Here is a 22,442-nt window from a genome sequence, read left to right on the forward strand (position 1 = left end):
TCCTCCTGGGTGGTTTATTGGCCGATAACCGAGGCCAGCGCGGGATAGCGCGTCAGGGTCTGGGCAATGCTGGATGCTGCGATGCGCATTTCGGGCAGGCGTTCGCGGATCAGATAATCGGCGTCGATCATGCCGGTGTAACCGGATGTGTTCAGCGCCGCGATCGTGCGGCCATCAACGGCGCGGATCGGCACGGCAAGGGCCGTGATCCCGTAATCCAGCTGATCGACCGTTGTGGAATAATGCGCATCGCGCACCGCGTCGATTTCGGCGCGCAGCGCGACAGGGTCGGTGATGGTCTTGGCGGTCAGTGGTTCAATCACCAGCCCGTCGAAATACGCATCGAGATCGTCGACAGGCAGACCCGCCAAAAGAACCCGACCCAGCGATGTCGCATAGGCGGGATACCGCGCGCCAACGACGGCTGCGGCACGGCGGGCGCGCTGCACGGAACTGTGCGCGATATAGATGACATCCTTGCCGTCCAACGTGCCGACAGACGATGCATCGCCGAATTTCGCGACCAGATCGCGCAGGAAAGGCTGCAAGACCTCGTCGATTCGCGCTGCAAAATAGAATGTCGATCCCAGCGTCATGATCTTGGGGCGCAGGTGAAAGCGTTTTTCGTTCTGCCCGATATATCCGAGCGTCTTGAGCGTAATCAGGCTGCGCCGCGCGGCGGCAGGGCTAAGCGCGACCTTGCGGGCAATCTCGCTAAGGGTCATTTCGGGGTTTGCGGCGTCGAAACATTCAAGAATAGCAAGGCCTTTGGCCAAGGCTTCGACAAATTCGGCGGGTTTTTCGGCACCGTTTGCGCGTGGTCTTCCCGATTGTGACTGGCCTGACTTGGTGGGTTCTTTGCCGCGTTCAAGCATGCTGCACCTGTGTCGTTTCCTGTGGCATCCGCATCTCCTCTTTTGCGTTCAGGTGCGTCCCCAATAGCAGGCTGCGCAAATTGCAGCTTGACGAAAGCATAATTCGCTGCAAATATTTCGGCAAGAGAAAAGATTTTCGTTATGCGAAAAAAGGAACCCATATGCGAATTGGTAAACAGGATCAGGCCTATACGGCGATTGCGACGTCAGACGCTGATTCCATCACGGTGCGTGGGCATGATTTGTGCGACGACCTGATTGGTCAGATTGATTTCAGCGATTATTTTTGGCTGCTTGTCATTGGCGAAAAGCCAACAGCGGCGCAGCGCAAGATGCTGGATGCCTGCCTTGTTTCCATCGCAGAACACGGGCTGGTGCCCAGTGTGCAGGCCGCGCGCATGACATTGGCGGCCGGGCCGGACGCGTGGCAGGGGGCCATGGCGGCGGGTCTATTGGGCATGGGCAGTGTTGTGGCTGGCAGCACCGAAGTTTCGGGCCGGTATCTGGCCGAGGTGATGGCAAAGGCCGATTCCGACGGCACGGATCTGGAAACCGCCGCCATCGCCAGCCTGCAAGAGCTGAAAGCGCAGCGCAAAAAGGTGCCGGGCCTTGGGCACCCACAACACAGCGGCGGCGACCCGCGTGCGAACAAGCTGCTGGCGATCGCAGATGAACAAGGTATTTCCGGCCGCTATGTCGAAACGCTGCGCGTGTTGGCCAAACACGCCCCCGGGATCATCAACCGCCCGCTGCCGATTAACGTGTCGGGCGCGATTCCTGCGGTGATCCTTGATGCCGGTTGGCCGCTTGAGGCGCTGAAGGCGGTGCCGCTTTTGGCGCGCACGGCGGGGCTTGCGGCGCATCTTTATGAGGAATCGCTGCGATCAATCGGTTTCATCATGTCACATGCCGCCGATCAGGCGATCACCTACGACGGGGAACCATCCGGTTCTGCCGCGAAGCACTTAGCGTAAGGCGGGAACATGGTCAAAATTCTCAAAGACATCCGCGTCATCGAACTGGGCACCTATATCACTGGTCCCGCTGCCGGCATGCATTTGGCCGATCTGGGCGCTGACGTGATCAAGGTCGAACGCCCCGGCACGGGCGATCCATTCCGCGCGTTTAAGGGCGGGCTCTATTCGCCGCATTACCAGACCTATAACCGCAACAAACGGTCCATCGCGCTGGATACCCAAAACCCCGATGATCTGGCAGTCCTGCACGAACTTGTGGCAAGTGCGGATGTGTTTATCCAGAATTTCCGTCCCGGTGTGGCTGAAAAGCTGGGCGCGGGCGAAGATGACCTGCGCAAAACCAACCCCAATCTGATCTATTGCGCCATCTCCGGTTTCGGCAAATCCGGCCCGTATCGCGACCGCCCCGCCTATGACACCGTAGCGCAGGCTGCGAGCGGTTATTTGCGCCTGCTGACGCCGCCCGAAAACCCGCGCGTTATCGGGCCAGCGATTGCTGATGCCGTCACCGGCCAATATGCCGCCATGGGGATCATGGCCGCGCTGCTGGAACGTGCCAGCACGGGTCAAGGCCGCAGGCTGGATATCTCGATGTTGGAGGCGATGGCGCATTTCAACCTTGATAGCTTTACCCACTTTTATTCCGAGGGCGAGGTCATGGGCCCGCTGTCGCGCCCGGTTGTCTCGCAAAGCTATACGTTTGAATGCAGCGACGGCAAATGGGTGGCGATCCACATGTCGTCGCCCACGAAATTCTGGCAAGGGTTTCTTGCCGCAACCGGACAAGACGCGCTGGCCCAAGATCCGCGTTTTGCCGAACGGATGGAGCGGATCAAGCATCAGGATGACATGATCGAGATTTTCACTCCGATTTTCAAAACCGATACGCGCGATGCATGGTGCGCGAAACTGGACGCCGCCGAGGTGCCCCATTCGCCCGCCTATGATGCGGATGAGGCGCTGGAAGATCCACAAGCGCAGCACCTGCGCATCGCGGTCACATCACAGCACCCCGAAATGGGGGCCTTTACCACGGTTCGCCCGCCATACAGCTTTGATGACACGCCTGAATTCGACGTGCTGGCGCCACCGACGCTGGATGAACACGGCGCTGAAATCCGGGCTGAACTGCGCAAGATCAGCAAGGCCGGATAAACCAGACATTCACCAAGGGAGGAATACACATGAGCGATCCGGACAACCCAAAATCAGTGCCCGCCGCCGCTGTGCGCGAAGCCAGCGGCGCGATGCTGCAAAAGCAGCTTTATGCAATCTTTACCACGCCGACAGACGGGCTGGGTCAGGTCTTTGCCAATCTCGACGCGCATCTGGCGTTCCAGATGCAGTTGGAACAGGACGGTATCATGTTTGCCGCCGGGCCGCTTTGGTCGGACGACGAACAGGAATGGCAGGGTGAAGGCATGGTCGTTGTGCGGGCCGCAACGCGTGCTGATGCCATCGCAATCGCTGAACGCGACCCCATGCACAAGGCCGGCGCGCGCAGTTTCACCGTGCGCCCGTGGATGATCAACGAAGGGTCGATGACTGTCCGGCTTGATTTTTCAACCCAGACTTTCGCTGTTAACTAAACACCGAGGGAGGAACACGATGAAAACGCTACTTGGAACCCTGACGGTGGCTGCGGCCTTTCCTGCGGCCCTGTTTGCACAGGAAACCATCAGCCTGACGGTGGCATCCAGCCACCCGACCGTGGTGCCATGGGTTGGCATGATCCAGACCCATTTCATGGCGCGCACCGATGAAATCCTTGCTGAATCCGGCAATTACGAAATCGACTGGAACGAGGCATTCGGTGGCACGCTTTACAAGGCGAACGCGACGCTTAGTTCGGTTGAACAGGGCATCACCGATGTGGGCTGGGTGTTTTCGTTCCTTGAACCGGCCCAACTGCCGCTCAGCCAGGTATCGACCAACACCCCCTTTGCCACCGCAAACCCGCCGGTGTTGTTAGAGGTGATGGAAGAACTGTTGGAAACGAACGAAGCCTTCCGCGCGGAATGGGAAGATCACAATCTCAAGGTTCTGGGCCTGACCGCGACGGACCTTTATGATATCTACACCAAGGAACCGTTGGCAGGCATCGCCGATATCAACGGGATGAAGCTGTCTGCGCCGGGCGTTCTGGGCAGCTGGCTGCGCGGAACGGGTGCGAACGCGGTGGATGGGTCACTGACCACATTCTATACCGATGTGCAGACAGGTGTCTCTGACGGCGCGTTGACGCTGGCGCTTGGCGCGATGCCGATCAAACTCTATGAGGTGGCCCCCTATATCAACCGTTTCTCGGCAGGGGCTGCGTTTTCGGGGGCCGTCGCCATAAACAACGACACATGGGAAACCCTGCCCGAAGAGGTGCAGAACGCCATGATTGCGGCGGGCAAATATTACACCGTGTCCCACGGTCAGGACATGGTGGACCGGCACGAACTGATGTTGAACCTGATGGTTGAAAACGGCGCTGATCAGAACCCGCCGGTGACCATCGTGCAAATGCCAGCATCCGAACGGCAGGCCTGGGTTGATCTGTTGCCCGATCTGGCCGGCGAATGGGCCGCATCGGTCGATGCCCAAGGTTCGCCCGGCAGTGAATTTCTGGCGGAATACATGGATGCTCTCCGGGCTGCTGGCGAAACACCTGCCCGCGACTGGGACAAGTAACGGTCTGATCCCTTGGAACCTGTGAACAAAACTGACGGTGCCCGCCAAAACGGCGGGCCCCCACGGCCCCTGCTGGCTGTCATCTGGTCGCGGATCGTCGAAGGTCTGGCCGTGCTGGGCACCGTTCTGATCGGTGTGCTGATGGTTATCATCTGTGCCGATATCGTGTTTCGGAACGGTTTTGGCGCATCCCTGCCGCTGGTGTCTGAACTGGGTGCGTTGGTGGTTGTTATGATCGTTTATCTGCAACTTGCCGCAACAGTGCGGGCCGACAGGCTGGCCCGGACCGAGATTTTCCTGCCGCCCTTTCGCCGCCGGTTTCCCCGATTGGGCGGCGTGCTGGCGGCGCTGTTCGATCTTGTGGGGGCTGCGATGCTGGGCCTGATCGGATGGTCCACGCTGCGCATTCTGGAAAAAGACTGGGCGTCGGGCGAATTTATCGGCGTGACGGGGATCGCCACGTTGGAAACATGGCCATTCCGGGCGCTGATCTTGCTGGGGGTCGGGGTGGCCGCAATAGAATTTCTGGTGCGGGCCGTTGTGAACCTGCGCCAGCCAAAGGTTGACCTGACATGACGCCTCTTGAAATCGGAACCTACGCCATCGGTGCGTTGATCCTGCTGATCTATATCGGGATGCCGATCGGGATCGGGATGCTGTTCGTGTCCTTCGCCGGGGTCAGCCTGATCCGCAACGAGGTAATCGCCACCCGCATGATCGGCGCTGTCGCTAACGACAGTCTGCGCGAATACCTGTTCGCGGTCGTCCCGCTGTTCGTGCTGATGGGGCTGCTGGTGACCGTTTCAGGGGTTGGCAAGGACACGTTTGACGTGTTCGAACGATTGCTGAAACGCGTGACGGCGGGGCTGGGCATTGCCACTGTCTTTGCCAACGCGGTATTTGCATCCATCACGGGCATTTCCATCGCGTCGGCCACAGTGTTCAGCCGGGTCGCGGTGCCGGAAATGACGCGCCACGGCTATACCAAGAAATTCGCGACCGGCGTTGTCGCAGGGTCGTCGGTGCTGGGCATGATGATCCCGCCATCGCTGTTGATGATCATCTACGCCGTTTTGGCAGAAGAATCCGTCGGCCGGATGTTTCTGGCGGGCATTGGTCCGGGGCTTTTGCTGGCGATCCTTTTTTCGGGCACGATTATCCTGCTGGCCCGCACATCACGCGATTTCGTGTTCAACAATGTCGATGACATCGCAATCCCGGATGACCTGTCGGTGATGGCGATCATCCGCAAGGCGGTCCCGATCGTTGCCCTGATGCTGCTGGTGCTGGGCGGGCTTTATGGCGGGTTCTTCAACCCGACAGAGGCAGGGGCGGCGGGGGCCTTTGGCGCGCTGGTCATCGCAATTTTGCGGCGGTCGCTGACGGGGAGCAAACTGTGGAACCTGCTGGTGGAAACTGGGCAGATCACCGTTTCGGTGCTGATCCTGATCATGGCAGCCACGTTTTTCAGCCGGATGCTGGCGCTGTCGGGCGTGCCGCGCGAACTGGCCGAATTCTTTCTGTCGGGGTCGATCGGGCCGTACGGGTTTTTGGTGATCTATCTTTTGCTGATCATCGCGTTGGGGTGTCTGATCGATTCTATCTCGATCATGCTGATTATGTTGCCGATTGCGCTGCCTGTGGCCAATGCCGCCGGGTTTGACCTGATCTGGTTCGGGGTGTTGACCGTTGTGGCCGTTGAAATCGGGTTGCTGACGCCGCCCTTTGGTCTGTCGGTCTATACGATCAAATCGGCGATGGACGATCCTGACCTGCAAATCGGTGAAATCTTTCGCGGTGCCTTGCCGTTTGTTGCGGCGATGGTTGCTGCCTTGGCGCTGATCATTGCCTTTCCGTCAATTGCCACATGGCTGGCACGACTTTGAAATCCTTGAGGTAATCCATGAAGAAGATACTTTTCGTTTCCGGCAGCCTGCGGGCCGCCTCTGCCGCGACCGCGACGGCGCGTGCGCTGATCGACCGGATTGCAGGGGATGCCGCTTGCAGCATGGCCGATATCGGCACCTTGCCGCATTACAATGCCGATCTGGGCGATGATCCTGCCGTCACCGGCTGGGTGGCGGAACTGCAAGCCGCCGATGGGCTGGTTTTTATCACGCCCGAATATAATTACAGCATTCCCGGTGTGCTGAAGAACGCGATCGACTGGGCATCGCGGCCCGCGTTTGAATCGGTGTTCAAGGGCAAGAAATGCTTTGTCATTTCGGTATCCGGCGGGGCGCTGGGAGGGGTGCGTGCGCAGGCGCACCTGAAATACATCCTGAATGGGATGCTGGCCGAAACCCATGTCTGCAAGGAAATCATTGTGCCCATGGCCAACACCAAGGTGGAAGATGGCAGGCTGAACGATCCGGCGATCCTTGACTTTGCCATGGATAACCTGCGCGGGTTCATCGCCAGCCTGTGACGCATTGTCCATTGCAACCGCGCCGTTCGGGGCTTAGCTAAACGACGAAGTTTGTAACGGACCACCGACCGGATGACAGGGCGTATCGCCAGGGACATTACGACCAAAGCCCGCCGCTTTTTGCGGCTGGCGTTGTTGGTGCCGTTCCTGCTGGCCCAACTGATCGCATCCGGCACAATGGCCAAGGCAGGACCGGACGGGTTTCGCATGGTGCTTTGCACTGGCGACGGTCTGGTCGAAGTCATCATTGCCGCTGACGGCACCATTCATCCGACGGACGGTGAAAACCCTGTCCAGCATGACCCTTGCCCATGGTCGGTGACCGGTAATCACGCGGTTTTCGGGTCTGACATCATCACCCTTGCGGCGACACCGCTTGCGACAGATGTGTCCTTTGGCATGCAGGCCGTGCCTGCCATGCATCAGTCACGCCACATCAGGCCACAGACCCGCGCGCCACCGGCGGCTGTCTGATCTTGCAATCATTGCCTGACCCCGCGTGTCGTTGCGCTAAGGGTTACCTGATGTTCCGGCCTTTTGGCCTACCGAAAGTGAAACCGATGAAAACGAAAATGAAACTGCTGGCGGCGCTGGTCGCACTCGGCGCGCCTGCGATGGCCGATGATATGGCACCCGTGACGCAGGATACGCTGACCCTGACAGATGGCTATGCCTATGCCACATTGCCCAACCAGCCTGTCGCGGGCGGGTTCTTGACCATTGCCAACGGCGGCGAAGCCGATGACCATCTGGTAGCTGCGGCATCTGATATTGCGGGTGTGACGCAAATTCACGCCATGATGATGGATGGCGGTGTGATGGTGATGCGCGAACTGGCCGACGGTCTGCCGCTGCCTGCGGGCGAAACCGTGGTGCTGCAATCTGGCGGGCTGCATCTGATGTTTATGCAGTTGAACGGCCCGCTGGTTGCCGGCGAAACCGTGGCAGTCACGCTGCGTTTTGAAAATGCAGGCGAGGTTGCTATCGATCTGCCGATCCGCAAAAAAATGGCCGGGGGCATGGACCACAGCGCGACGGGAGGGCATTGAAATGGCTGCGACAACACAAACTAAAATGCGCACAGCCATCGCGATTGGCTGTCTTTTCGCGTCAGCCGCGCTGATCTGGTTCGCTTGGGTGAAACCGATGCTAGAGGACACGTCAGGCGTTGATTTCGGTCGGGGAGATTACATTCTGCAAGGGTCGGACGGGCAACCATTTACCCAACAGACATTGAAAAACGGGCCAACGGCGGTGTTTTTCGGGTTCACCCATTGCCCCGATGTCTGCCCGACAACGCTGGCCGATATTGCCCTTTGGCAAGATGAACTGGGGCCTGCGGCAGATAATCTGCAGGTTTATTTCGTCACCGTCGATCCCGAGCGCGATACGGTTGATTTGCTGGGGGATTATGTGGGTTGGGTCGATGGTGTCGTGGGCGTCAGCGGCAGTGTGGCGGAAATCGAAAAAGCCAAAAAGGCGTTTCGCATCTTTTCCCGCAAGGTGCCGCTGTCAGACGGCGGCTACTCCATGGACCACAGCGCCTATGTGATGCTGTTTGACAAACGCGGGGAATTCTTTGAACCCATCGGATACCAAGAGGATCTGAACCGCGTGATGGCGAAACTGAACCGGCTGTTAGGGGGCTAAGACATTGCGCCCCGCGCTCTCATGGGGCGCGGGCGCATTTTAATCCTGCTTTGGATGGTCGTCGTATTCATCATCCAGCAGAATGCGCGCCGCGTCGCCATCCAGATCTTCGTATTGGCTGTGCCGCAATGTCCACAAAAATCCGAACAAGGCGAGCCCGGCAAGAACCAGCGACACAGGCACAAGGATCACAAGAATATTCATGCCTGTTACCTTACACGAAGTGCATTGAGCAGAACAGTGATGGAAGATACCGACATTGCAATCGCCGCGCCCAATGGTGACGCAAAGCCCATCACGGCGATGGGGATCACGACCATGTTATATCCCGCAGAGATCGCGAAATTCTCGATCACCCGGCGGCGCGCGTTTTGTGCCGTGGAAATCGCTTCGGGCAGGGCGCTCAGGCTTTCACTGATCAGCACGATGTCCGATGCGGTGCGCGCAGCGTCAAGCGCGGTTGCCGGTGACATTGATGCCTCTGCCTGCGTCAGTGCGGCGGTATCGTTCAGCCCGTCACCAACCATCAGAACGCGCTGACCGCTGGCTTGCAGTGACTTGATGATATCCAGCTTTTCGTGGGGGTGGACAGCGGCGTGCCAATCGGCAATGCCCAGTGCGCGGGCTACCTTTTCCACGGCGTCATGATTGTCGCCCGACAAAAGCATGACCTTGCGTCCACTTTTGATCACTTGGGTGACGGCCTCTATGCTGCCCGGGCGCAGGGTTTCGGTCAGTTCCAGTGGGATCAGTGGATCATCGCCAATGGCCAGAACCGGAGAGGTTCCCCCCCCGATCCATGCGGCACTGCCCAGACGGACACGCACGCCGTTCCAACGGGCCGAAATCCCCTGACCGGGGTGTTCTGTCACATCGGACAGCGGCGCAGGCGTGACGGACCGCGCCATCGCGTCCCCCAAGGCCCGCGCGACCGGATGGTCAGAGACGTTGGTCAGCGCCTTGAGAACACTGCGCGCCTGATCGGACATGCCCGCCACATCAAAGGCTGCCTGACCTTTCGTCAATGTGCCGGTTTTGTCAAAGACAACCGTGTCAATCTCGGCCAGCCGTTCGATGGCCGTGCCGTCCTTGACCAACATGCCGTGGCGGAAAAATCGCCCCGTTGCGGCTGTCATGACCGCGGGCACGGCAAGGCCCAGCGCGCAGGGGCAGGTGATGATCAGCACCGAAATCGCGATGTTCATCGAACGCGGGATGTCGCCCGTCAGGATCATCCAGCCGGTAAACGTGCCCAGCGCCAGCAGATGCACCACAGGCGCGTAATTCTTGGCGGCGCGGTCGGCCAGTGCGGTATAGCGGTTGCGCGCGCCTTCCGCGGCCTCGACCAATGCGGCCATGCGGCGCAAGGTCGTGTCTTCGCCGACGGCACCGACGGTGATGGTCAGGGGGCTGGTCAGGTTGATTTCGCCCGCCGACAGCCTGTCACCGGGTGCCACAGCGACGGCGCGGCTTTCCCCGGTGATCAGCGACCGGTCAAGCGTGGATTCGCCCGTTGCAATCTGCCCGTCAACGGGGCAACGCATCCCGACGGGCACCGCGATCACATCGCCGACCGCCAGCGCGCTGACGCGCACGTCTTCGCGGTGGCCATCGACCAGCCGCGTGGCGCGTGGCGTTTCAAGCGCGGTCAGTTCCTGCGCGGCAGACCGCGCGGCGGCCCGCGTGCGGTGATCCAGATACCGGCCAGCCAATAAAAAGAACGTCAGCGCCAGCGCGGCATCGAAATACACATGGCCACTGCCAAGGGCTGTTTCATAGATCGACAGCGCTGCCGCAAGGATGATCGCCAGCGAAATCGGCACATCCATATTCACGCGCCAGACGCGCAGTGCGCTCCATGCTGACTGGAAAAAGACCTGCGCCGAAAACGCCAGCACAGGCACGGAAATGGCGGCTGAAATCCAGTGGAACATCTTGGCTGTGCTGTCGTTGGCGCCCGACCAGACGGCAACCGAAAACAGCATCACGTTCATCATCGCAAAACCCGCGACCGCCATCCGCACCAGCAAGGCATTGCCGCGCGGGTCTCTGTCGGCCGCGCCCAGCAGGTCGTTGTTCAACTCGCTTGCGGCAAATCCCACATTGGCCAGCGTTTCGATCAGGTCTGCGACTGGCACGCCAGGCGCGTCGATCGTCACACGTTTGCGGCTAAGGTTGACGCGGGCCGCGCGCACATCCGGCCTGTCATGCAGCGCCTGTTCGACCGCGCCGATACAGGCTGCGCAGTGGATGTCGGGCAGTGACAGAACGGTGCTGCCGGCCTCGGCCATATGCCGTTTGGCGGTGTCCAGCGCCAAGGGGGCGGCGCTACAAGCCGGGCAGGCGGACATCGCGCTGCTCATTGCATGACCTTGACAATCATGCGCTGCCGGAATGGGGTGCCATCGGCTGCTTGGGCAACCAACCGCAGGTTCCAGTTGCCCGACGCGGGGATAATGTTTGCGACGTAATCTTGTCCATCAAAGACAAGATCAAGCTGCTGGTCATCCGAAACATTCGTGGCACGCCCCAGAACCGCCGATTGGATATGGGCCTGCACGGGCAGGCCATCCTTGCGAATTTGCAGGCGCAGGGTGTCGCCGGTCATCAGTGCGGCGGCGTCCCAGTTCAAGGCCAGCTGCGCCTTGCGGTCGGCGTCAAAATTCTGGCTGGCGACATAGGAATTGCGCGTCTCCAACCCCGGAAAGGTCGCCACCGCCTGATAGGCCAGCGTCAAATTTACGCCGATGATCACGGAAAAGGCTGAAACTGTGATGATCAGGACGGTGCGCCCTGTCAGTGGTTTTTGGACCTTTGTTGTCATTGCGGAACCTTTCCGTTGAAAACTGAATCGCGGTATGCGCGACTTTCGCCAGCCGCATCTTCAACCCAGAACCGCAGGTCGGTGCGGTCGCGTGCGCTGGCGGGGTCTTGCGGGCGGGCTGATACATAAACCCGGATCTGCGTTGTGCTGTCAGGCGCAACCGAAATGATGTTACCATCGGCTCCTTCGACATCAATGTGCAGGATTTCTTCTGATGTCAGCGACATGCGGAAATTGCGTGTTTCACTGTCCATGTTACGCAGGCGCATGTTGTAAACATTGCGCACAGTGCCGTCAGACAGGGTGATATACGTCGGGTTGCGCACGGCCTCGACCGTCATGTCGATGTCAGACCGGATAAACAGCGCAAAAACCAGTCCTATACCGATCGCGGCCCATAGGACCGTGTAGATGATGGTGCGCAGACGGAACACATGCTGCCAGATCGGGCGTGGGAGGCTGCCTTCGCGTTCGCGTGGTTCATCCGCCAGCGCAAGATAGTCGATCAACCCGCGTGGCTTGCCGATCTTTTCCATTACGTCGTCGCAGGCGTCGATGCACAGTGCGCAGGTGATGCATTCCATTTGTTGGCCATCGCGAATGTCAATCCCCATGGGGCAGACGTTGACGCAGGCCATGCAGTCAATGCAGTCGCCGGTGGTGTTGTCATGTTTCTTGCCGCGCGGTTCGCCGCGCCATTCGCGGTAGCCGACTGTCAAGGTCTGTTCATCCATCATCGCGCCCTGGATACGGGGCCACGGACACATGTAAATACAGACCTGTTCGCGCATGAAACCACCAAAAATAAAGGTGGTTGCCGTCAGGATTGCGATGGTGGAATAGGCAATGAATGCGGCATCAAATGTGACAAGATTGCGCATCAACGTGGGGGCATCTGCGAAATAAAACACCCAAGCCCCGCCCGTGGCCACAGAAATCAGCAGCCAGACGGTCCATTTTGTCAGCCGCAGCCTCCATTTGCGCAGATCCCATTTCGATTGCCACAGGCGGACGCGCGCGTTGCGGTCGCCTTCTATCCAGCGTTCGACCAGAATAAACAGGTCTGTCCAGACGGTTTGCGGGCAGGTATATCCGCACCAGACACGCCCCAAGGCAGAGGTAAACAAGAAAAGCCCAAGGCCCGCCATGATCAGCAGTCCGGCCACGAAATAGAATTCATGCGGCCAGATTTCGATCCAGAAAAAATAGAACCGGCGGTTCGCCATGTCGATCAGCACTGCCTGATCGGGCAGCGATGGCCCCCGGTCCCAGCGGATCCATGGTGTCAGGTAATAGATACCCAGTGTGATTGCCATGATCCACCACTTGAGGCGGCGGAACGTGCCCGATACGCGCCGGGGAAAGATCGGCTCGCGTGATACGTAAAGCGGTTGGCTGTCTTGGGGGCTCATTGGCAATGTCCGGTTCTGTTCGCTGCTTGCTGAATAGTGGTTGCGCCTTGCGCTTCCCATGATCCAAATCAAGTCTAAAATTTGCCGCCCCCCTCCGCCAGTGCGAACAGATTGGAGGGGGGGGCTGCTGCTGCGGCATAGCCGCGCGGGCATCATCGGGGGCGTTTACTCCTCGCCGCCACCCAATTGGTGCACGTAAGCTGCGACGGCCTTGATTTCGGCTTCGCTCAAACGGTTTGACCACGGCGGCATGACCCCAAACCGGGAATTGGTCACTGTGTAGGTCAGCGTTTCGACACTGCCACCATAAAGCCAGATGGCATCCGTCAGGTTGGGCGCACCCATGTCGCGGTTGCCCTTACCGTCCTCGCCATGACAGGCGCTGCACTGTTCAAGAAAGATTTCAGAGCCGGCTTCTGCGGCAGCGGCGTCATGCCCTTGCCCCGACATGGCGCGCACATATTGCACAACGTCGTTGATTTCCGCAGGTTCAAGGATATCACCAAAGGCGGGCATCTGCGACCAAAGCGCATCTGGGTCAACATCGTTGCGGATCCCGTGGCGAATGGTTGTGGCGATTTGGTCAATCTTGCCCCCCCACAGCCAGTCATCGTCCAGCAGGTTGGGATAGCCTGTGGCCCCTGCGGCACCCGATCCGTGGCACTGCGAACAATAGGTGCGGAAAATGGCCCCACCACCTGCCACGGCGAAACGATGCAAATCATCATTTTCAGGCAGGGCGGCCAGTTCAATGTCTGTCAGCGCATTGATGAGTGGTGCATTGCGCGCTTCGACAACCGCAATCTGTTCGGCCACTTCGCCACGTGTTGAATACCCCAGCAGGCCCGATGTTGCCTTGGTGATACCCGGCCACGCCGGATAGGCGATGGTATAGCCGATGGCCCAGATGATACAAAGATACAATGTCCAAAGCCACCAACGCGGAAGCGGGTTGTTCAATTCCTCGATGCCGTCCCAGCTGTGGCCGGTGCTTTCGACACCTGTGATTTCGTCCTTTTTAGGGTCGCTCATGCTGCGTCCTCCGACTTGGTGTCGCTGTTGGCCTTACCGGCGCTGTCAGCGGATTTGTTATCGCGATTTATGGTTTCGTTGCGAAACGGGATCATGGCGGTGTTATCGTGCATCTTGCGGCTGCCGGGGCGCCACGCCCAGACGACGACGCCGATAAAAAACAACGTCATGGCCAGCAAGAACCAGCTGTCAGCCAGTTGGCGCAGGAATGTGTAGGTTTCCATCATGCCCCCTAGCGGCTAGCGTCTGGTGTGAAGGTCGAGAAATCGACAAGCGTGCCCAGCATCTGCAAATAGGCGATCAGCGCGTCCATTTCGGTCAGTTCGGGCTGGCCGTCGAAATTGCCGAAGACTGCGCCGGGGTAACGGGCTTCGACCGGGCCCCAGTCACCGTCAGGATCGGCCTGCGCCAGAAAATCGCTGCGCGCATTTTCGATCATTTCCTCGGTGTAAGGCACGCCAACGATGCTGTGGGTGCGCAGCAGATCCGCGACGTGTGCGCCGTTGATCGGCGTATTGGCCAGAAACGCATATTTCGGCATGATCGATTCCGGCACGACCGATTGCGGATCCATCAGGTGATCGACATGCCATGCGTCTGAATACCGCCCGCCCACACGGGCCAGATCCGGCCCGGTGCGTTTGGACCCCCATTGGAACGGGTGGTCATACTGCGATTCCGCGGCCAGCGAATAATGGCCATAGCGTTCCACCTCGTCGCGCATCGGGCGGATCATCTGGCTGTGGCAGACATAGCAGCCTTCGCGGATATAGATGTCGCGGCCTGTCAGCTCCAGCGGGGTATAAGGGCGCATGCCCTCGACATTCTCGATGGTGTTTTCCAGCCAGAACAATGGCGCGATTTCAACGATCCCGCCGACGCTGACCACCGCGAAAGAGGCGGCAAACAGCAAGGTTGGGCTGCGTTCTAGGATCTGGTGTTTTTGAATGAATGACATTTTTCTTGGTCCTTATTCCGCAGGGATGCCGACGCGTGCAGTGACTTTTTCACCACCACGGATCGTCATCCACATATTCCACACCATGATCAGACCACCCGCGAGGTAGAGCACCCCACCCAGGGCCCGCACCACATACATCGGGAACTTGGCGCTGACGGTGTCGGCAAAGCTGTTGACAAGGAATCCCTGGGCGTCAACTTCGCGCCACATCAGGCCTTCCATGATACCGCTGACCCACATCGAGGAAGCGTAAAGCACGATGCCGATCGTGGCCAACCAGAAGTGCCAGTTGATCGCAGACATCGAATACATCTGCGCACGGCCCCACAGGCGCGGCGTCAGGAAGTAAAGCGCGCCAAAGGTGATCATGCCGTTCCAGCCAAGCGCGCCGGAATGCACGTGCCCGATTGTCCAGTCTGTATAGTGCGACAGGCTATTGACCGCGCGGATCGACATCATCGGACCCTCAAACGTGGACATGCCGTAGAAGGCAAGGCTGACCACCATCATCCGGATGATCGGATCGGTGCGCAGCTTGTCCCATGCGCCTTGCAGCGTCATCAGGCCGTTGATCATGCCGCCCCAGCTGGGCATCCACAGGATGATCGAAAACACCATGCCCAGGGTCGAAGCCCAGTCAGGCAGCGCGGTGTAATGCAAATGGTGCGGACCGGCCCAGATATACAGAAAGGTCAGCGCCCAGAAGTGAACGATCGACAGCTTGTAGCTATAGACAGGGCGCCCGGCCTGTTTGGGCACAAAGTAATACATCATCCCAAGGAAACCGGCCGTCAGAAAGAAACCAACCGCGTTATGGCCATACCACCACTGGGTCATCGCATCCTGCACGCCCGAAAACAGCTGCACCGATTTGCTGCCCCAGATCGACACCGGCACGGCAAGGTTGTTGACGATATGCAGCATCGCGATGGTGATGATGAAACTTAGCAAGAACCAGTTGGCCACATAGATGTGGCGTTCCTTGCGGGTGAAAATCGTGCCCAGAAAGACCGCAAGGAATGCGACCCAGACAATCGTTAGCCAGATATCCACATACCATTCCGGCTCTGCGTATTCCTTGGATTGGGTGACGCCCAACAGATAGCCCGTCGCGGCCAGCACGATGAACAACTGATAGCCCCAGAACACAAACCAGGCAAGGTTACCGCCCCAAAGCCGGACACCGGATGTCCGCTGCACGATGTAAAACGACGACATGATCAGCGCATTGCCACCAAATGCGAAAATCACCGCCGAGGTATGCAGCGGCCGCAGGCGGCCAAAGTTGGCATATGGCTGTGCCCATTCAAGGTTCAGCACAGGAAATGCCAACTGGAAGGCAATATAGACACCAACCGTAAAGCCGACGACCCCCCAAAACCCCGTTGCAATGACGCCGGCCCGTATGACTCCATCCATATAGCCATTTTGATCAACAATTGGTTTTGGTTCATCGGTGCTGCGCAGCACCCATATGAATAAGCCAAAACCAAGGGCCATAATCAGAAGTGCATGCACCTGATAGGCTAGGTCTCGGGCAAAATTGGCGGCAAGTGCAGCAAAAAGGGTCACAACCCCCAATGCTGCAAGCTTTAAGTAATCGTTCATGATCTGGGTCTCTTTCACCAAGGCACACCAAAAGGTGCGGCTTTACACTATCGCGGCCATCTCTGGGCTTTCAGTGTGGCAAGTGCTTTGATCTGGGTCAACTTCGGAAAATCTGTCGCAGTTTGCGCTGCATCAAAGCGCGCGACCCGTGTGATTTGCAGATTGGGCAAAGCAACATCACAGGAAACACCAGATGCAGTATCAGGCGATTGCAACAATTTTGCACCAGCGTGATCTTGAAAACAGCGCATTGAACGTTGCGATAGAAGCCGCGCGCCGGTGGGGGGCGCATCTTCATATTTTATGCCTTGGTGTCCATCAGGCCGATTCCGTGTTCTATCATGTCGGCGCATCAGCCCTTTCTGTGCAGGAAAATATCAAGGTTGCGCAAGAAGACGCAATCGCGCTTGAGGCACAGGTGCGCGACCGGCTTGCACAGGAAGATATCGCCTGGGACGTGCAGGCCGGGACTGTCATATTTAACGGGCTGGATGCATTTTTGGCCGATCACATGCGATTTCATGATCTGGTGATTTTACCATCGCCGTATCGGGAAGGGGCCCAGCGCATAGATGTGACCATCTTTGAAGCCTGCACATTTGGCGCGGATATGCCTGTTCTTATTGTGCCGAAAACACCGGTAAGCCTTGATATCAAGAAGGTCCAGCTGGGATGGGATGACGGACGGGAGGCGATGGCAGCAAGTCTTGCAGCCCTGCCATTACTCCAGGTTGCAAAACACGCCGAAATCGTTTTGATCGACCCGCCGCGTCATAGCGCCGACCGGTCAGATCCGGGCGGCAGGCTGGCGCAGCATCTGGCCCGCCATGGGGTCAAGCCCGAGATTTTCATCTTGTCAAAGACCCATGAAAGCATTGCCGCGCAATTGCTCCGCCGGGCGCATGAACGCGATATCGACATGATCGTGATGGGGGCTTATGGACATTCCCGCCTGCGCGAAGCAGTCATGGGCGGCCCGACCCGCAACATGCTTCAGATCGCAGATGTGCCGCTGCTGATGGCCCGATAATTCGGTGTATCAGTATCCAGCTACATCGCGCAGGGCGGTAATATCAGGGATCGTGACACCGCGTTTGCCTTCAAGGCGGATCAACTCGTCTTTCTTGAGCGCAGAAAACTGACGGCTGACCGTTTCAATCGTCAGGCCAAGGTAATCGGACATCGCTTCGCGGGTTAAAGGCAAAATAATGTGCCGTTCATTTTGGTGCCGTGTCAAGGTTGGGTGTGTCAGCCGTTTTTCGATCATGATGATAAAGGTCGCAATCTTTTCGCGCGCAGTCTTGCGGCCCAGCAACAGCATCCAGTCGCGTGCGGCATCCAGTTCATCCAGCGCCATTTCCAAAAGGCGCTGAGAGACATGCGGCGTTGTGCGCAAAAGTTCCTCGAACTTGGGTTTTTGGAAACAGCACAGCGTCACATCCGTCACGGCCGTCACATCATAAGGGGCGAGTTCACGGCCGGGCCGACCGATAAAATCCGACGGCAGCAGCAACCCAACGGTTTGTTTGCGTCCGTCTTCCAGCATTTGTTCCAGCGTTGCTGTGCCCGTGACAAGTGACCCCACAAAAGGCATCTGATCACCGGCGAAAATGATGGGCTGGCCCGCATCGTAATTGCGATAGGTCTTGATCTGGTCAAGCGTCGCCAATTCGTTAGGTTCGCAGCTTGCACAGACCGCCCGATGCCGAATCGGGCAGGAATCGCAGGATTTTTCTTTGCTGAAATTTTTTTCCATAGGATTGAATTACCACGCTGAATGCGACGATGAAAGACGCCGTTGCGATCTTGGAAATCTGTTGCACGCAAGAGCCAGAAGTCAGGATAAAGCGCCAGCGGTGGTCCAAATCACGATTTCCGGTAGCGTTTCATCCAGTAACGCCTGAAAGGCACGGGCGATTGTCAGGGGGTTATCAGTGCTGACGGCGATAGACTGTGCAAATCGCTGTGTTCTGATGACGCGTTGGTCGCGGTCGCGCAGCAATGTGCAGGTGCAGGCAAAAACGGCGCGGAACCCGACGGTCTCGTCCACTTCGACATCAAAGCGGTCAATCCGCGACAGCAACACGACATCCGGGACAGGCCCGGCATTTGGTATGCCGACGAATCCGATCTGGCCCGTGGATGACAGCGACTGCACCAAAAGGGTTTGAAACAGGCGCGGCAGATCATCCGACCAGCGCGCGTCGGGCAGGTAGGCGATGGTCTGCGGCTCAGGCCGGATCAGTATCCGGTCGGTGTCAAGGGCCGCAGCGGCGGATGGGTCGGCAACCAGAAGGTTGCGCCGGTCGACGGCACCTTGTTGGGTCAGGTTGACCGCGCGCAGGTCAAAGGTATCGCGCGGCTCTGCTGCGGCATTCAGGCGGGCGATTGCGCTGCACCCGGGCAGGGCCAGCGCACCAAGAATGGCAAAGCGGCGCGTGATGTTCATGCTGTGCATGCGTTATCTCCTGTAATCTGGAACGCGATCTTGCAGCAAAAAGCCTGCCGGATCGCGTGAAACCTGCCGCACCAGCGCGTTAATTGACCGGATCACGGCCCGCGCTTCGCCCCCCAGCTGGCCAAAGTCGCGAAAACCGGGGCTGGCTGATGATACCGCGCTGCGGATCTCGGCAACGGTGGCGCGCACATCGGTGACGATACCGGGGATTGCATCCGTGACGCTGGCTGTGGCTTGCGCCAATTCGGCAAGGGCGGCGCGCGTATCCGCCAAGACTGGCCCTAGGTCGGTTGTCATGATCTGATCGGCGTTGCCAAAAGCCGCATCCATGCTGGCAAGGGCCTTGTCTGCGGTATCCAGTGTTTCCTGCAAGGCACCTGAAAGCGGCGCAAGGTCATCCTGGAAGAACCGGTCAACTGTCGCAAAGGCATCGCCAGCGTTCCGGATCGCGGGGTTCAACGCCGCGATGGCCGCGTCGGCCTCTTCGAATGTGCGGTTGATTGTGGCCAGCGTTTCGTCTGCAGTTTCCAACGTTGACTGGGCGGCAACGCCGATTTCGGCAAGACGTTCGGTAAAAATGGTGATCTGGGCTGTCGCAACGCCAATGGTTGTCGTGATCTCGGAAAAATCGGTCAATGCGGCTTCAAAAGCGGCGGTCGCCCCCACAACATTGTGCAAGATAGTGCGCACATAATCTTGATTGTCGGGGCCGGTCAGGTTGCGCAGTTGGGTCATCACATCTGCCGCATCACTAATGATGTCCGGCGCGCTTTTCATAAGCCGTTGCAGCGATGAGGGCCGCGACCGGATCAGGGCAGGTTCGTCGGGCGCAGAGGTCAGCAAGGGCGCGCCGGGGGCGCCGCCGGTCAAGGTAATATAGGCTACACCTGTCACACCCTGTGAATCCACCTGCGCCACCGTATCAACGTTGATAGGGGTCTTGGCATCAACTTCGACCCCGACATAAACCAGCCGCGGATCATTTTCCGAAATACGGATACTGACCACACGCCCGACGTTCACACCGTTGAAAAACACGTCAGCCGATTGGTTCAGGCCGGTCACGTCTTCAAACAGAATGCCATAGCGCATGTATTGACGGTCAATCTGCACGCTGGCCAACCAGATGAAAAACCCTAACCCGCCCAGAATGCCAAGGATCGTGAAAAGCCCGACCAGAACGAAATGCGCACGTGTTTCCATCAGGCAATATCCTTTTGCGCCAGCGCGGCCCGGGCGCGCGGCCCCTTGAAATAGGCCGCCACCCAAGGGTGGTCGACCTCTTGCATCTCGGCCATGGTGCCGGTTGCAATAACGCGCTTTTCGGCGATCACGGCAATGCGGTCACAGATCGCGTGCAGGCTGTCAAGGTCATGGGTCACCAGAAAGACAGTCAAGCCAAGTGTTGCGCGCAGTTGTGCAATAAGTTTGTCAAAAGCGGCCGCGCCGATCGGGTCCAGTCCTGCGGTTGGTTCATCCAGAAACACGATTTCGGGGTCAAGAGCGATGGCGCGCGCAAATCCCGCGCGTTTACGCATCCCGCCTGACAGTTCAGCGGGCAGTTTATCAAAGGCGTCTTCATGCAAGCCGACCATGCGGATCTTGATGCGGGCAAGGGCTGTACGGGTTTCGGCGCGCAGATCCAACTGTTCGCGCATCGGGGCTTCGACGTTTTGTTGCACATTCAGCGATGAAAACAGCGCGCCGTCCTGAAACATGACCCCCCAGCGTTTGCGCAATTCACGATAGTCGTGGTCGGATGTGTCGCGCACACTTTGTCCGAAAACGGTGATCTGGCCACTGGCGGGTTTCAAAAGTCCCACAATGGATTGCAGCAAGACCGACTTGCCCGTGCCAGACCCGCCCACGACGCCGATGATTTCGCCACGCATCACGTCCAGATCCAGCCCGTCGTGGACAGTATGAGTGCCAAATCGGGTGACCAGCCCACGCACGCGAATAATCGGATCTTGGGGCATTATACTCCTACAATCGCAAAAAAGATCGAAAACAGCGCGTCCGCCGTGATCACCAGAAAGATCGACAACACCACCGACAATGACGTCAACCGGCCCAAAGATTCTGCATTACCTTCGACTTGCATCCCTTGGTAGCAACCGATGATGCCGATGATCAGCGCAAAGAACGGCGCCTTGATCATGCCCACACCAAAATGCCAGACATCGGTATTGGTGGCAAACCTGATCTGGAATACCCCCGGCGATACCCCCAGTTCGATCCATGACATCAACGCGCCACCAAAAAGACCCGCCGCATTTGCAATGACCCCCAGCACCGGCAGCATGAAGATCAGCGCCAAGGTGCGCGGCACCACAAGAATTGTCACTGGATCAAGCCCCAGCGTGCGCATCGCGTCGATTTCCTCGCGCATTTTCATTGATCCGATGGCGGCGGTAAACGCCGAACCAGACCGGCCCGCCACAATGATCGCAGTCAAAAGAATGCCCAATTCGCGCAGGATCGAAATGGCGATAAGATCAACGACAAAAACCTCGGCCCCGAATTGGCGCAGCTGTGCAGCCCCCTGAAACGCCAAAACGACGCCGATCAGGAACGCCATCAGTGATACGATGGGCACCGCACTCAACCCGACCTGCTGCATGTGGTAAAACATCGCCGTCCAGCGCACCTGCCTGGGGTGCAGTGCCAGATAGGCGATGGTGCTGACGACTTGCCCCAGAAACCCGGTAATGGCGATGGCCTGTCCGAAACTGTGCGCCGTGCGCCGCCCAAAGGTGTCCAGCAGTTCGGCGATGGTCCGGCGTGGGGCGGCGGGGGCGCCGTCATCTGGCATATTGTCGCGGATCGTGGCCAGCAATTCAGCCTGAAGATCGGTTGCCCCGGCCAGCGTTGCCTTGCGCCCTTGCGGTGACAGCGCGCGGTCCAGTTCCACGACGGCCCATGCACCTGCCGTGTCGAATCTGCCCACCGCATCAAGGTTGATCGTCGTTGCACCGCTTTGCGCCGCCGCTGCCCATGACAGGCTTTCGATGGTGCTGATCACAAGATCACCGCGCAGGGTGACGGTGCCTGCGTCAATCGTCATGCGAGGCGGTTGCGTCACCTGCAATGCACCGTCGCCCGGGGCGGCCTGTATGGCGCGTCATCGCGCGCACTTGGGGTGATGACCATGCTAGACGCCTTCGGGAAAGGTATGTTGATCAACCCAAGTAAAGCGCGCGACATCATCGGTCCTGTGCATGCAAAGGATGGCAAGATATCCCAGCGCATGGGCGGGTTCCAAGGATGTGATGCCCATATGTCAGCGTATCTTGCAGGTCGAAATGCCAAGAATCCGATACAGCGGACAGAATTTGAACAGCGATGTCAGCACAAGCACCGCGCCAATGATCATCAGCGCATATGCACCAAATGTGCTGGTGCCCAGACCCATGAAATTTATCAATGGCGCAACGATCATCGCAAGACCCACAATCAGCCGGATCAGCCGGTCTGAACTTCCTACATTTACGGTCATCATAATCTCCTGTCGGCTATAGGTTTGATCGGCAACTTT

At 58.5% G+C, this 22,442-nt stretch carries 27 protein-coding genes; 11 read left to right on the forward strand and 16 right to left on the reverse strand.

The features are described 5' to 3' along the window. Positions 1–14: 14 nt before the first annotated feature. A complete protein-coding gene (locus tag IBX59_RS04960; RefSeq protein ID WP_296373023.1) occupies positions 15–875 on the reverse strand; it encodes an IclR family transcriptional regulator C-terminal domain-containing protein in 861 nt (286 codons plus the stop codon). A 161-nt stretch (positions 876–1,036) separates the two neighbouring features. On the opposite strand from IBX59_RS04960, the gene IBX59_RS04965 reads away from it, so the two are divergent. The 10 genes from IBX59_RS04965 to IBX59_RS05010 all read left to right on the forward strand — a co-directional run bounded on the left by IBX59_RS04965 (position 1,037) and on the right by IBX59_RS05010 (position 8,609). Continuing rightward, on the forward strand, positions 1,037–1,849 hold the full coding sequence (locus tag IBX59_RS04965) for a citryl-CoA lyase (protein WP_296373025.1): 813 nt from the start codon (positions 1,037–1,039) through the stop codon (positions 1,847–1,849). A 9-nt stretch (positions 1,850–1,858) separates the two neighbouring features. After that, positions 1,859–3,007, forward strand: coding sequence for a CaiB/BaiF CoA-transferase family protein (locus IBX59_RS04970; protein WP_296373028.1), 1,149 nt, complete (start codon positions 1,859–1,861; stop codon positions 3,005–3,007). A gap of 29 nt (positions 3,008–3,036) precedes the next feature. Next, positions 3,037–3,441 carry a YciI family protein gene (locus IBX59_RS04975; protein ID WP_296373030.1) on the forward strand — a complete coding sequence of 135 codons (405 nt, stop codon included), beginning with the start codon at positions 3,037–3,039 and terminating at the stop codon, positions 3,439–3,441. A gap of 19 nt (positions 3,442–3,460) precedes the next feature. After that, the gene (locus IBX59_RS04980) at positions 3,461–4,531 is read left to right on the forward strand and encodes a C4-dicarboxylate TRAP transporter substrate-binding protein (protein WP_296373032.1); all 1,071 of its coding nucleotides are present in this window, start codon (positions 3,461–3,463) and stop codon (positions 4,529–4,531) included. A gap of 21 nt (positions 4,532–4,552) precedes the next feature. Next, a complete protein-coding gene (locus tag IBX59_RS04985) occupies positions 4,553–5,107 on the forward strand; it encodes a TRAP transporter small permease subunit (protein ID WP_296373034.1) in 555 nt (184 codons plus the stop codon). Then, positions 5,104–6,417 carry a TRAP transporter large permease gene (locus IBX59_RS04990; protein ID WP_296373036.1) on the forward strand — a complete coding sequence of 438 codons (1,314 nt, stop codon included), beginning with the start codon at positions 5,104–5,106 and terminating at the stop codon, positions 6,415–6,417. The genes IBX59_RS04985 and IBX59_RS04990 overlap by 4 nt, the downstream gene beginning before the upstream one ends. A gap of 17 nt (positions 6,418–6,434) precedes the next feature. Then, the gene (locus IBX59_RS04995; protein WP_296373038.1) at positions 6,435–6,959 is read left to right on the forward strand and encodes an NADPH-dependent FMN reductase; all 525 of its coding nucleotides are present in this window, start codon (positions 6,435–6,437) and stop codon (positions 6,957–6,959) included. Positions 6,960–7,031: 72 nt separating this feature from the next. Further along, the gene (locus IBX59_RS05000; protein WP_296373040.1) at positions 7,032–7,433 is read left to right on the forward strand and encodes a DUF2946 family protein; all 402 of its coding nucleotides are present in this window, start codon (positions 7,032–7,034) and stop codon (positions 7,431–7,433) included. 86 nt (positions 7,434–7,519) lie between these two features. Then, positions 7,520–8,008: a copper chaperone PCu(A)C gene (locus tag IBX59_RS05005; protein ID WP_296373042.1), complete on the forward strand. Its 489-nt coding sequence runs from the start codon at positions 7,520–7,522 to the stop codon at positions 8,006–8,008. 1 nt (position 8,009) lies between these two features. After that, positions 8,010–8,609 carry an SCO family protein gene (locus tag IBX59_RS05010; RefSeq protein ID WP_296373044.1) on the forward strand — a complete coding sequence of 200 codons (600 nt, stop codon included), beginning with the start codon at positions 8,010–8,012 and terminating at the stop codon, positions 8,607–8,609. Positions 8,610–8,648: 39 nt separating this feature from the next. Here IBX59_RS05010 and ccoS read toward each other — a convergent pair whose 3' ends face one another. From ccoS to ccoN, 8 genes are all read right to left on the reverse strand, one after another. Further along, a complete protein-coding gene (gene ccoS / locus IBX59_RS05015; protein ID WP_296373046.1) occupies positions 8,649–8,813 on the reverse strand; it encodes a cbb3-type cytochrome oxidase assembly protein CcoS in 165 nt (54 codons plus the stop codon). Between the two features lie 5 nt (positions 8,814–8,818). Beyond that, complete coding sequence (locus tag IBX59_RS05020; protein WP_296373049.1) at positions 8,819–10,972, reverse strand: heavy metal translocating P-type ATPase; 2,154 nt, start codon at positions 10,970–10,972, stop codon at positions 8,819–8,821. After that, complete coding sequence (locus IBX59_RS05025; RefSeq protein ID WP_296373051.1) at positions 10,969–11,433, reverse strand: FixH family protein; 465 nt, start codon at positions 11,431–11,433, stop codon at positions 10,969–10,971. Before IBX59_RS05025 ends, IBX59_RS05020 begins: the two co-directional genes overlap by 4 nt. Further along, positions 11,430–12,845, reverse strand: a complete 1,416-nt coding sequence (gene ccoG / locus IBX59_RS05030) for a cytochrome c oxidase accessory protein CcoG (RefSeq protein ID WP_296373052.1) — start codon at positions 12,843–12,845, stop codon at positions 11,430–11,432. The genes IBX59_RS05025 and ccoG overlap by 4 nt, the downstream gene beginning before the upstream one ends. Before the next feature lie 165 nt (positions 12,846–13,010). Beyond that, positions 13,011–13,877 carry a cytochrome-c oxidase, cbb3-type subunit III gene (gene ccoP, locus IBX59_RS05035; RefSeq protein WP_296373054.1) on the reverse strand — a complete coding sequence of 289 codons (867 nt, stop codon included), beginning with the start codon at positions 13,875–13,877 and terminating at the stop codon, positions 13,011–13,013. Further along, positions 13,874–14,101, reverse strand: coding sequence for a cbb3-type cytochrome c oxidase subunit 3 (locus IBX59_RS05040; RefSeq protein ID WP_296373056.1), 228 nt, complete (start codon positions 14,099–14,101; stop codon positions 13,874–13,876). The genes ccoP and IBX59_RS05040 overlap by 4 nt, the downstream gene beginning before the upstream one ends. An 8-nt stretch (positions 14,102–14,109) precedes the next feature. After that, the gene (gene ccoO / locus IBX59_RS05045) at positions 14,110–14,835 is read right to left on the reverse strand and encodes a cytochrome-c oxidase, cbb3-type subunit II (RefSeq protein ID WP_296373058.1); all 726 of its coding nucleotides are present in this window, start codon (positions 14,833–14,835) and stop codon (positions 14,110–14,112) included. A 12-nt stretch (positions 14,836–14,847) separates the two neighbouring features. Continuing rightward, entirely contained in the window at positions 14,848–16,446 is a 1,599-nt protein-coding gene (gene ccoN, locus IBX59_RS05050) for a cytochrome-c oxidase, cbb3-type subunit I (protein ID WP_296373060.1), read from the reverse strand. A 193-nt stretch (positions 16,447–16,639) separates the two neighbouring features. Here ccoN and IBX59_RS05055 point away from each other — a divergent pair, with 193 nt between their 5' ends. Then, positions 16,640–17,476, forward strand: coding sequence for a universal stress protein (locus IBX59_RS05055; protein WP_296373062.1), 837 nt, complete (start codon positions 16,640–16,642; stop codon positions 17,474–17,476). A gap of 9 nt (positions 17,477–17,485) precedes the next feature. Here the strand turns inward: IBX59_RS05055 and fnrL are convergent, their stop codons facing one another. From fnrL to IBX59_RS05090, 7 genes are all read right to left on the reverse strand, one after another. Beyond that, a complete protein-coding gene (gene fnrL / locus IBX59_RS05060; RefSeq protein ID WP_296373064.1) occupies positions 17,486–18,202 on the reverse strand; it encodes a transcriptional regulator FnrL in 717 nt (238 codons plus the stop codon). Between the two features lie 81 nt (positions 18,203–18,283). Further along, entirely contained in the window at positions 18,284–18,904 is a 621-nt protein-coding gene (locus IBX59_RS05065) for an ABC-type transport auxiliary lipoprotein family protein (protein WP_296373066.1), read from the reverse strand. A gap of 3 nt (positions 18,905–18,907) precedes the next feature. Beyond that, complete coding sequence (locus IBX59_RS05070; protein ID WP_296373067.1) at positions 18,908–20,107, reverse strand: MlaD family protein; 1,200 nt, start codon at positions 20,105–20,107, stop codon at positions 18,908–18,910. Continuing rightward, positions 20,107–20,883 carry an ABC transporter ATP-binding protein gene (locus IBX59_RS05075; protein ID WP_296373069.1) on the reverse strand — a complete coding sequence of 259 codons (777 nt, stop codon included), beginning with the start codon at positions 20,881–20,883 and terminating at the stop codon, positions 20,107–20,109. The genes IBX59_RS05070 and IBX59_RS05075 overlap by 1 nt, the downstream gene beginning before the upstream one ends. Continuing rightward, the gene (locus IBX59_RS05080; protein ID WP_296373078.1) at positions 20,883–21,971 is read right to left on the reverse strand and encodes an MlaE family lipid ABC transporter permease subunit; all 1,089 of its coding nucleotides are present in this window, start codon (positions 21,969–21,971) and stop codon (positions 20,883–20,885) included. Before IBX59_RS05080 ends, IBX59_RS05075 begins: the two co-directional genes overlap by 1 nt. An 87-nt stretch (positions 21,972–22,058) precedes the next feature. After that, positions 22,059–22,184, reverse strand: coding sequence for a hypothetical protein (locus IBX59_RS05085; protein WP_296373071.1), 126 nt, complete (start codon positions 22,182–22,184; stop codon positions 22,059–22,061). Between the two features lie 3 nt (positions 22,185–22,187). After that, positions 22,188–22,442 (reverse strand): DUF2892 domain-containing protein (locus tag IBX59_RS05090; protein ID WP_296373073.1); only part of this gene is annotated, 255 nt, incomplete at its 5' end.

Origin of the sequence: Yoonia sp., assembly GCF_014859355.1 — a bacterium.
Taxonomy (GTDB): domain Bacteria; phylum Pseudomonadota; class Alphaproteobacteria; order Rhodobacterales; family Rhodobacteraceae; genus Yoonia.